Annotated in this window: 7 protein-coding genes; 1 reads left to right on the forward strand and 6 read right to left on the reverse strand. The window is 75.9% G+C overall.

Features of this window, described 5'->3' with window-relative positions; all coding sequences use genetic code 11:
- The 4 genes from AKI01S_RS46755 to AKI01S_RS46770 form a co-directional block, all read right to left on the reverse strand.
- Positions 1-920 (reverse strand): serine/threonine-protein kinase (locus AKI01S_RS46755; RefSeq protein ID WP_157420666.1); only part of this gene is annotated, 920 nt, incomplete at its 3' end.
- Complete coding sequence (locus AKI01S_RS46760; protein WP_067833048.1) at positions 917-2443, reverse strand: serine/threonine-protein kinase; 1527 nt, start codon at positions 2441-2443, stop codon at positions 917-919. The genes AKI01S_RS46755 and AKI01S_RS46760, both read right to left, overlap by 4 nt.
- Before the next feature lie 344 nt (positions 2444-2787).
- Entirely contained in the window at positions 2788-3657 is an 870-nt protein-coding gene (locus tag AKI01S_RS46765) for a serine hydrolase (protein ID WP_067833051.1), read from the reverse strand.
- The gene (locus tag AKI01S_RS46770; protein ID WP_067833054.1) at positions 3654-4601 is read right to left on the reverse strand and encodes a LysR family transcriptional regulator; all 948 of its coding nucleotides are present in this window, start codon (positions 4599-4601) and stop codon (positions 3654-3656) included. The genes AKI01S_RS46765 and AKI01S_RS46770 overlap by 4 nt, the downstream gene beginning before the upstream one ends.
- Positions 4602-4712: 111 nt before the next feature.
- Between AKI01S_RS46770 and AKI01S_RS46775 the strand changes: the two genes are divergently transcribed.
- Complete coding sequence (locus AKI01S_RS46775) at positions 4713-6341, forward strand: penicillin-binding transpeptidase domain-containing protein (protein ID WP_067833058.1); 1629 nt, start codon at positions 4713-4715, stop codon at positions 6339-6341.
- Positions 6342-6446: 105 nt separating this feature from the next.
- Here AKI01S_RS46775 and AKI01S_RS46780 read toward each other — a convergent pair whose 3' ends face one another.
- Together AKI01S_RS46780 and AKI01S_RS46785 are read right to left on the reverse strand one after the other, a co-directional pair.
- Positions 6447-7673 carry an MFS transporter gene (locus tag AKI01S_RS46780; RefSeq protein WP_067833061.1) on the reverse strand — a complete coding sequence of 409 codons (1227 nt, stop codon included), beginning with the start codon at positions 7671-7673 and terminating at the stop codon, positions 6447-6449.
- Between the two features lie 226 nt (positions 7674-7899).
- Positions 7900-9613 (reverse strand): tetratricopeptide repeat protein (locus tag AKI01S_RS46785; RefSeq protein ID WP_157420668.1); only part of this gene is annotated, 1714 nt, incomplete at its 5' end.

Raw genomic sequence — 9613 nt, forward strand, 5'->3', positions numbered from 1 at the left:
GCCGCGACGGCGACCGCCGCGGCGAGCAGGAGGGGGAGGGCGCGGCCGCGGCGCCGGGGCGGCGGCGGGCCGGGGGGCAGCGGGACCGGAACGGGCGGCGGCTCAGCCCCCGCGGCTATCGCGCGCAGGGCCCCCTCCAGGCCGTTGGCGTCCAGGCGCACCGCCGGGTTCTTGTTGAGCAGGGCCAGGATGGCCGGGGCGAGCGGGCCCGCCCGGCGGGGCGCCTCGGGGGGTTCGGTCAGCACCGCCGTCAGCATCCCCATCACGGTCGACCGCTGGAACGGCGGTCTCCCCTCCACCAGCGCGTACAGCGTCGCCCCCAGCGACCACAGGTCCGCCGCCGGACCCATCCCCTCGTGCTTGACCTGCTCGGGGGCCATGAACGCGGGGGTCCCCACGAGCATCCCCGTCTCGGTCAGCGTCGCGTCGCCCTCCAGGGCCGCGATGCCGAAGTCGGTGAGGATCGCGCGGCCGTCGTCGTGCAGGAAGACGTTCGCGGGCTTGACGTCGCGGTGCAGCACGCCGTTCCCGTGCGCCAGGCGCAGCGCGGACAGGACCTCCAGGCCGATCCGCGCCACCCGCTCGGGCGGAAGGGGGCCCTCCTTGGCGACCCGGTCCAGGGAACGCCCCGACAGCAGGTCCATCACGATGCACGGGCGGCCTTCGTCCATCACCACGTCGTGCACGGCCACGATCGACGGGTGCCGCAGCAGGGCGGCGGCGCGGGCCTCGCGCATCGCGCGCTGCGCCGCGTTCTCGCGGGCGGCGGGGGACAGGTGGTCGGGCAGCAGGAGCTCCTTGACCGCCACCGGACGCCGCAACTCCAGGTCCGTGGCCCGCCACACGATCCCCATGCCGCCCTGGCCCAGGCGGGCGTCGAGGCGGTAGCGGCCCGCCAGCAGGCGCGTCCCGGTGGTCATGAACGCTTCTCCACGTTCTGCGCCACCAGGCGGGCCGCCCGCACCGCGTCACCCGGCGTGGCGGTCCCGCGCGCGTAGGCCAGCTCCACTTCCAGCACGTGGATCCCCGAGCGGAACGTCACGACCGACTTGTCGAACGGCTTGCTCCCCCTGACCACGTCGTACGCGAACGCCTCCGCGCCCACGCCCGGCGCCGTCCGCGCCGCCGTCGAGGTCGCCCGGACGACCGGGGGGACGCCCATCTCCGACCAGTGCCACACCCGCGTCCCCGGCCTGGCCTGCTCCCGGCGCGCCTGGAGGAACTCCGTGTGCGCCTCCGTCGACGACTCCGGGAGGCGGTCGGGGGTGGCGCGGGCGCGGTGCGTGACGGTCAGGCCCCGCCCCCTGACCGCCCAGGAACAGGAGTCCGTGTCGCGCTCCGTCCGCGGCGCGCCCGGCACCAGCCGCCCGATCTGATCCCTGGTGAGCAGCGCGCACAGGTCCAGCGGCTCGGGTTTCGGCGCCGTGGTCGGGGTCACCGACGGCGGGGAGGGCGCGGACGACGGGGGCGGCGTGCGCGGCGGGTCCGCGACGGCCTTGCGCTCCTCTCCGCCGGTCAGCGCGAACGCCGTTCCCGCCAGCACCGCGATCACCCCGGCGGACGCGACGACCGTGACCAGGACGCAGCGCCTGGACGCCGGCGGCGACACCACGGGGTCGCGCAGGCCCGAGGGGAGACCGGCGGCCACGTTCCGCAGCACCTGGCGGGCCGCGTCGGGGCGCATCCGTTCCGCCGGGTCCTTCTGGAGCAGGTGCCACAGCAGCGGCGCCAGCGAGCCCGCGTGCCGCGGCGGCGTCGGCTCCTCGGTGAGGACCGCCCCGAGCGTGGCCATCGGGGTGTCCCGCTGGAACGGCGCGCGCCCCTCGACGGCCGTGTACAGCGTCGCCCCCAGCGCCCACAGGTCGGAGGCGGGCCCGGCGGGCTGCTCGCGCAGCACCTCGGGCGCGGTGAAGCCGGGGGACCCGGTGAACTCCCCGGTGCCGGTCAGCCCCACGTCCCCGTCGATCCCGGCGATCCCGAAGTCGGTCAGCACGACCCGGTCCCGGTCGATCAGCACGTTGCTCGGCTTGACGTCGCGGTGGACCACGCCCCGGGCGTGCGCGGCCTCCAGCGCGTCCAGCAGCTTCAGCCCCAGGTGCGCGACGTGCTCGGGACGCCACGGCCCCCGCGCCTCGACCATCCGGGCCAGGGAGTCGCCCCCGACCAGCTCCATCACGATCCAGGGCCGGTCGTCCTCCACGACCACGTCGTGCACGGTGACGACGTTGGGGTGGTCGACCAGCGAGGCGGCGCGGGCCTCGCGGCGGGCGCGCTCGACCAGGCGGCGGCGCGCCTCGGGGGCCAGGCCCTCGGGGATCCGGACCTCCTTGACCGCGACGTCGCGGCGCAGCGTCTCGTCGACGGCGGCCCACACCGTCCCCATGCCGCCGTCGCCGATCCGGTCGCGCAGCCGATAGCGGCCGCCGAGCACACGCTCCGTCATTCCGTGAAGTCCCTCCAGGCGCCCACACGATACCGACGGGAAACCGGATGACGCGCCCCGGCCGCCTGGGTGATCATGCCTGAGTGCACGACGGACGGAGGTCCGCATGCGCGGCACGGTCATCCCAGCGGGGGCGGTCCGACCCGACCCGCCGCCACGCGGCGAGGGATTTCCCCCTGAGCGAGGAGTCGTGCCCTGCGTGCCCTCGGACCCGCCCGCATGGGCGGGGAGTTCGCCAAACTCTGGACGGCCTCGGCCGTCTCCGACATCGGTGACGGCGTCACCCTCGTCGCCGGGGGCGGGCACGTGGCGGCCGTTCGGGCTTGCTTCCCAGCGCCCCGCGCCTAACGCCGCAGCTCCCCGACCGCGAGGCGGGCCGCGGTGCCGATCACCGCGTCCGCCTGCGGCAGGACCGCCAGCGGCAGCGGCGAACGCGTGAACACCGCCACCGCGTACCGGCCCCCGTCCGGGTACTCCACGACGCCGATCTCGTTGCGCAGGGTCGGCAGCGTGCCGGTCTTCCCGCTGACCCGCACGTCGTCGTAGGGGAACCCGGACGACAATCGGTGCGGCCACACCTGCAACCCCATCATCCGCCGCATCTGCGCGCAGTCCTCCGGCGGGGCGGCCTCGTCGTTCCAGACCATCGCCAGCAGCCGGGTCATCTCGCGGGGCGTGCTGCGCGTGGTGCGGGCCGGGTCCAGCACCCGCAGCCGCGCCAGCATCCCCGGCTCGTCCAGGCGGCCCCACAGCTCGCCCAGGTCGGCGACGCCGCCGTCCTCCAGCAGCGTCGCGTGCAGGTCCCGTCCGTCGTAGGCGATGTGCGTGCGCGACAGGCCGAGGTCGGCCATCGCCTTGTTGACCGCGTCCAGCCCGACGCGCGCCAGCACCGCGTCGGCGGCGGCGTTGTCGCTCACCGTCATCATCAGCAGGGCCAGGTCGCGCAGCGACATCCGGACCTCGTCCAGCATCGCCGAGATCCCGGTCGGCCCGGCGGTGCGGCCGTCGGGCCGCAGCGTGACGGGGGCGGTGCGGTCCAGCAGCCCGGCGGCGGCCTGCCGGTGGAACGCCACCAGCACCGGCACCTTGTAGACCGACGCCAGCACCACCGGCTCGTCGCCGCGCACGCTCACCTCGCGGCCCGAGTCCAGGTCCACCGCGTGCAGCCAGCCCGTGACCCCGGCGTCGCGGAACGCCTCCTCGACGCGCCTCATGCCAGGAACCCGAACGCGGGGCGCGGCACGACGCGGCGCGTCGGGGACGACGGGGAGAGCGGGGTCATGTCCGCCTCCGCGCACAGGACGGCGGTCGCGGTCTCGGTGAACGCCGCGATGTCCGGCGAGTCGTCGTCGCGCCGCCACGCGCACGAGACCCGCTGGTTCAGGGGGTCCCCGGCCAGCGGGTGCCAGGTCACGCCCGGGGCCTGCACGCGGGGCGTCAGCGCCACCGCCGTCCCCGCCAGGACCAGCCCGAGCGCGAACTGCGTGTTGCGGGCCTCGTGGACGTTCGGCGGATCGTAGCCGTGGCGCCGGCACACCGCCAGCATCTCGTCGAACGGCCCGGGGGCCTCCTCGCGCGGCGTGGTGACCAGGTCGTCGCCCGCCAGGTCGGCGACGTGCAGCGGGCCGTCGACCGGGCGGTCGGCGGGCAGCAGCGCCCCGATGCGCTGCGCCAGCATCGGCCCGAACGCCAGCGCCCGCCCGTCGCACGGGTGCCGCAGCACCCCGACGTCCAGGGTGCCGTCGGTCAGGGCCTGCGCCTGGCCGGTCGTGCCGATCTCCCGCAGGTCCAGCCGCACCTCGGGACGGCGGTCCCGGAACGCCGAGATCAGCGCGGCCACCACGGAGCCCCCGAGGTCCGGCGGCAGCCCCGCGCGCAGGGCTCCGGTCTCGCCGAGACGGGCGCGCTCGGCCAGGGTGTGCACGCGTTCCACCCGCTCGAGGATGTCACGCGCCTCCTCCAGCAGCATCCGCCCGGCGGCGGTCAGCTCCACCCGGCGCGACGAACGGTCGAACAGCCGCACCCCCAGCTCGCGTTCCAGTCGCTGGATACGCTGGCTGAGCGGGGGCTGGGCCATGCCGAGCCGCTCCGCCGCGCGGCCGAAGTGCAGTTCCTCGGCGACCGCGACGAAGGCGTTCAGATGCCCCACCAGGTTCACGAACAGCGATGATATGCGATCTCATATCAAATCACTATCCATATCAATCTTGGACTTTCTGGGGAACGGTCTGGTGTCCTGGGGCGGGTGACCGACCGAGAGGAGAACCGAATGCGCCGAACCTGGCTGATCATCGCCGCGGTCGCGGTGGTGGTCGCGGGGGCCGGAACGGTGTGGTTCCTGCGCCGCGGGGACGGACCCGAGGAGGCGACCAAGCGCTATCTGGCGGCCTGGGGGAGGGGCGACTTCGCGGCGATGCGCGCGCTGACCGCCGACCCGCCCGCCGACCTCGAGCAGCGCCTCACCCGCATGCGCGACGACCTGGGGGCGGTCCGGCAGAGCTTCACCCTCGGGGGCGTCGACGACGACGGCGGTTCCTACCACGCGGACCTGACCCTGGCCGGAGACCGGAAATGGTCCTACACCGGCTCGTTCAAGCTGACCGAACGCGACGGTGAGTGGCGCGTCGTCTGGTCGCCCGCCGTGCTGTACCCCGGCCTGAAGGAGGGCCAGCGCGTCCAGAGCACGCGCGTCTGGCCCAAGCGCGCCACGATCCAGGCCGCCGACGGCAGCGACCTGTCGGCGTCCCCCTCGGGGTCGGTGCAGCAGATCGCCGGGCCGGTCGGCGCCGCCACCGACGAGATCGCCCGCAAGCTCGGCGCGCCCTACCGCAAGGGCGACCCCGCCGGCGTGGACGGCCTGAACCGCCAGTACGAGAAGCGCCTCGCCGGGACCCCGGCGCAGACCGTGCAGATCGTCGACGCGCAGGGCAGGACGGTGCAGAACCTCAAGAGCTTCGGCGGGCAGGAGGGGCGGCCGCTGCGCACCACGCTGGACCCGAAGGCGCAGCGCGCCGCCGGACAGGCGTTGACCGACGTCGACAAACCCGCGTCGCTGGTCGCGGTCCGGCCCTCCACCGGCGAGATCCTGGCCGTCGCCAACAAGCCCGGCGGCTACAACCGCGCGCTGATGGGGCAGTATCCGCCCGGCTCGACGTTCAAGGTCGTCACGGCGGCGGCGCTGGTCGCCGACGGGCTGCGCACCACCGACCGGGTCGGCTGCCCCGCCACCATCGCCATCGGCGGGTTCACGTTCAAGAACGCCGAGTTCGAGAGCTTCGGCACGGTGCCGTTCAAGGAGGCGTTCGCCCACTCCTGCAACACCACGATGGCCGAGCTGACCACCCGCCGCCTCAGCGACGAACGGCTGACCAGGGTCGCCGAGCAGTTCGGGTTCAACGCGCCGATCATCGCGGGGCTGCCCGCCGTCCGCGCGCGGTTCCCGAGGAACAAGGACGCGACGGCGCTCGCCTCGGCGTCGTTCGGCCAGGGCCAGGTGCTGACCAGCCCGCTGAACATGGCGGGCGTCGCCGCCGCCGCGGCCAACGGCACCTGGCGGTCGCCGCGCCTGGTCGACACCGCGACCGCCGCCCAGGCCCTCGACGCGGGCGGCCGCCGCCCCGAACCGCCCAAACCCCTGGAACCGGGCGTCCGGCGGGCGCTGCGGACCCTCATGCCCGCCGTGGTCAGCGAGGGCACCGCCGCCAAGGTCGACTTCCCCGCCGGAACGGCGGGCAAGACCGGCACCGCCGAGTTCGGATCGGGCGAGGACCCGCCCACGCACGCCTGGTTCATCGGCTACCGGGGCGACCTGGCGTTCGCGGTGCTCGTGGAGGACGGCGGCACCGGGGCCGGGACGGCCGCGCCCATCGCCGCGTCGTTCCTGCGCGCGGTGGACTAGGCCGTGCTTCCAAGCCCTGGCCTGCGAGCCCTCGCCTCCGGCGTCGGGCCCGCAGGCCAGGTCACGCGCTCGCGTGCGTGGCCGGGGTCCACTTTGGAACAGGCCCTAGCCGCGGGGCCCGACCTTCACCGTCTCGCCCCGGGGTGTCTCGCGGGGGGCCGCGCTCTCCGCGCCGGTCCTCCGCCCCGGGAACGCGCGCGGAGCCGCCGCCGAGGCGAAGGCGATCAGCGCCAGGGCGACCAGGGCCGTGGCGGTGCCGGTCGGGCCCAGTTCGAACAAGCGGCCCACCGCGGTGCCTCCGGCGAAGGCGAGCAGGCCCGAGAAGAACGCCCGTACGCCCAGGTAAGCCCCGTAGCGTGCCGGCGGGGCGAGCCGGGCGATCGAGTGGAACACCGCCGGTTGCAGCATGCCGCCGCCGAACCCGTGCAGCACGGCCACCGCGACCAGGCCCGCCAGGTGGCCGCCCGCTCCGGTCGCCAGCAGCAGGTAGCCGATCCCGACGAACAGCATCCCGGCGCGCAGCATGGCGGGCCGTTCGGCGCGGCCTCCCACCGCGCACCACGGCTGGACCGCCGCCGAGACCGCCGCGAGCACGCAGGAGAACACGGTCACCGCGCCCGCGTTCGCGCCGCCGAGCGGCACCACCACCGCCGCCTGGTCCGCCATCAGCATCGTGGGCATCGACACCACCGCGAACCACATGAAGACCCGGTCCCGCAGCGCCGTGCGCACCCCGGCGACGACCCCGCCCCCGGCCGGGGCGCGCGGGACCTGCCGGACCAGCGAGAACAGGAACGCCGCGGTCGCCCACAGTCCGGCCGAGGCCGCCGCCACCAGCCAGTACCCGACGTTCAGCAGCGCCAGCCCCAGCAGCGGGGCGACCACCGCCGAGATCTGCAACGTGATCGTGTACGCGGCGTACCCGCGGGCGCGCCGCCGCTCGGCGACCCCGGCCAGCAGCGACTGCGCCGCCGGGTGGAACAGCGCCCCGCCGGTGCCCAGCAGCACCGCCGCGACGACCAGCCCGGCCGTGGAGGACACGGTGCCCAGCAGCGCGAACCCGACGGCCCGCAGCGCGCACGCCAGCACGCCCGTGCGCACCGGGTTCAGCACGTCCGCCAGCGCGCCGACCGGCAGGAACAGCGCGTACTGCACGAGGTTCCGCAGCGCCAGCACCAGGCCGATCAGCCCGGCGGCCAGCCCCAGGTCGTCCCTGAGGTGCACGACGACGTGCGCCATCGCCGCGAAGTAGCCCATCGAGGCGGCCGCCTGGACGGCGACGACCACGGCGACCGTGTGGCGGTCGCGCCGGTCCGGGACGTCGGTGCTCATGAGGCGGGCGCGCCCGGCCGGAGGGGAGCTTCGGTCATGCGCAGAGGACACCAGAGGGGTCCGGCGGGCGTCCAATATCGGCAGGGGCCGCGCAGCGATATCCGGTCCGGTATCGCCGCAGGACGGAAGGGTTCTTTCCGGTGGTTCTTGTGGCGGGGGAAACACCCGTGGCAGGGTCGGTGCATGCCCGCGACCGCGTTCCCGCCCATGGCCGCCGACTCCCGCGTCACGCCGTGGAAGCCGACCGCGTGACCGGCCCCTCGGGGCCGTCGTGCCCGTGGAGGAGGGTGCGGACCTCCCCGGTCTCCGGCGCGTTCAGCCGCTGGAAGATCCGCAGGGCCTCGGTCCAGCGCTCCCGCGCGGCGTCGGCGTCGCCCAGGTCGTGCAGCGCCCGGCCGAGCACGCGCAGCGCCTGCGCGTGGCCCCACGCGTAGCCGACCTCGCCGGTGACCGCCACCGCGTCGGCGGCGACCCGCGCCGCCTCGGCGGGGCTGCCGAGGGCCAGCAGCGCCGCCGCCGCCCGGACCATCGTCAGCCCCTCCCACTGCCGGTTGCGGCCGCCCCGGAACACCCGCAGCGCCTCGCCGCACCGGGCGACCGCCTCGGCGGGACGGCCGACGCCCTCCAGCACCACGGCCGACTGGTAGAGGGCGTAGCCGATGCGGCTGCCGCTGCCGAGCGCGCGGTGCAGGGACAGCCCGCGCTCGGCGGCGGCGACGGCCTCGGCGGCGCGGCCCGCGCCCAGCAGCGGGCGGCCCAGCCCGGCCCAGATGTTGGCCTCGCCGTACCGGTCGCCGATCTTCCGGAACGCCGCCAGCGCCGCCTCCTTGTGCCGCACCGCCTCCGCCGGGCGGCCCGCCATCAGCGCGCACGCGCCGAGCCGCCCCAGGGCGTCGCCGACCGTCCACACGTCGCCGGTCTCGCGGCCCCGGCGCAGCGCCGTCCGGCACACCGCGGCGGCGTCGGCGATCCGGTCGGCGTAGAAGTAGACCCAGCCGAGCTGGAGGTGCGCGCGGCCCTCCGACCGCAGGTCCCGCCGCTCCCACGCCGCGTCGATCACCGCGTAGGCGGCCTGCTCGCACTCGTGCCGGTACAGCCCCGAGTCGACCAGCGCGTCGGTCATCAGCAGCAGGTCGGCGGCCGGGGGCAGCAGCGACCGGTCGGCGTCCCGCGCCGCCTGCGCGATCGCGGCGAACAGCGTGTCGGCCTCGGTGAACAGCCAGTCGCGGGCGGCCCGCTGGTCGGCGAACCCCAGGCCCCGGCCGCGGGGCGGCAGCGTGTTGAGGGCGCGGCCGTCGCCGGGGTTGAGCGTCAGGTGCGCGTCGCGGGCGGTGGCCAGGCAGAAGTGCAGCAGGCGGCGCAGCGCGGCGGCGCGTTCGGCGGCGGGCTCGTCGGCGGCGGCGCGGCCCCGCGCGTACAGCCGCACCAGGTCGTGGTAGCGGTAGCGGCCCGCGGTGGGGGAGCGCAGCAGGCTCACGTCGACCAGTGACTCGCACAGCTCCTCGGCGTCGAACGCGTCGGTCCCCAGCAGCGCGGCGGCGGCCTCCCGGGACACCGACGGGCCGTCGGCCAGCGCCAGCAGCCGGAACGCGCGCCGCTGCCGGTCGTCGAGCTGCCGATAGGCCAGCCGGAACACCGCCTCCACGGCCAGGTCGGCGACGCGCAGCTCGGCGAGCCGCCGGTCCTCGTCGCCGAGCCGCCGCAGCAGCGACGCCACCGTCCACGACGGCCGGGCGGCCAGCCGCGCGGCGACGATCCGCACCGCCAGCGGCAGGTGCCCGCACACCTCCAGCAGCTCGGCGGCGGCGCCGGGCTCGGCGCCGGTCCGGGCGTCGCCGACGATCCGGGTGAGCAGGGCCAGGGACTCGGCGGGCTCCATCGCGTCCAGGTCGATGAACCGGGCCGCGCCCAGCCCGCCGAGCTTGGCCCGGCTGGTGATC

This window comes from Actinomadura kijaniata NBRC 14229, from assembly GCF_001552175.1.
Lineage (GTDB): Bacteria > Actinomycetota > Actinomycetes > Streptosporangiales > Streptosporangiaceae > Spirillospora > Spirillospora kijaniata.

Excerpts from the sequence above, each read along its gene's own strand:
- AKI01S_RS46760 (WP_067833048.1), bottom strand. The coding sequence starts at position 2,443 with ATGACGGAGCGTGTGCTCGGCGGCCGCTATCGGCTGCGCGACCGGATC.
- AKI01S_RS46765 (WP_067833051.1), bottom strand. The coding sequence starts at position 3,657 with ATGAGGCGCGTCGAGGAGGCGTTCCGCGACGCCGGGGTCACGGGCTGG.
- AKI01S_RS46775 (WP_067833058.1), top strand. The coding sequence starts at position 4,713 with ATGCGCCGAACCTGGCTGATCATCGCCGCGGTCGCGGTGGTGGTCGCG.
- AKI01S_RS46780 (WP_067833061.1), bottom strand. The coding sequence starts at position 7,673 with ATGAGCACCGACGTCCCGGACCGGCGCGACCGCCACACGGTCGCCGTG.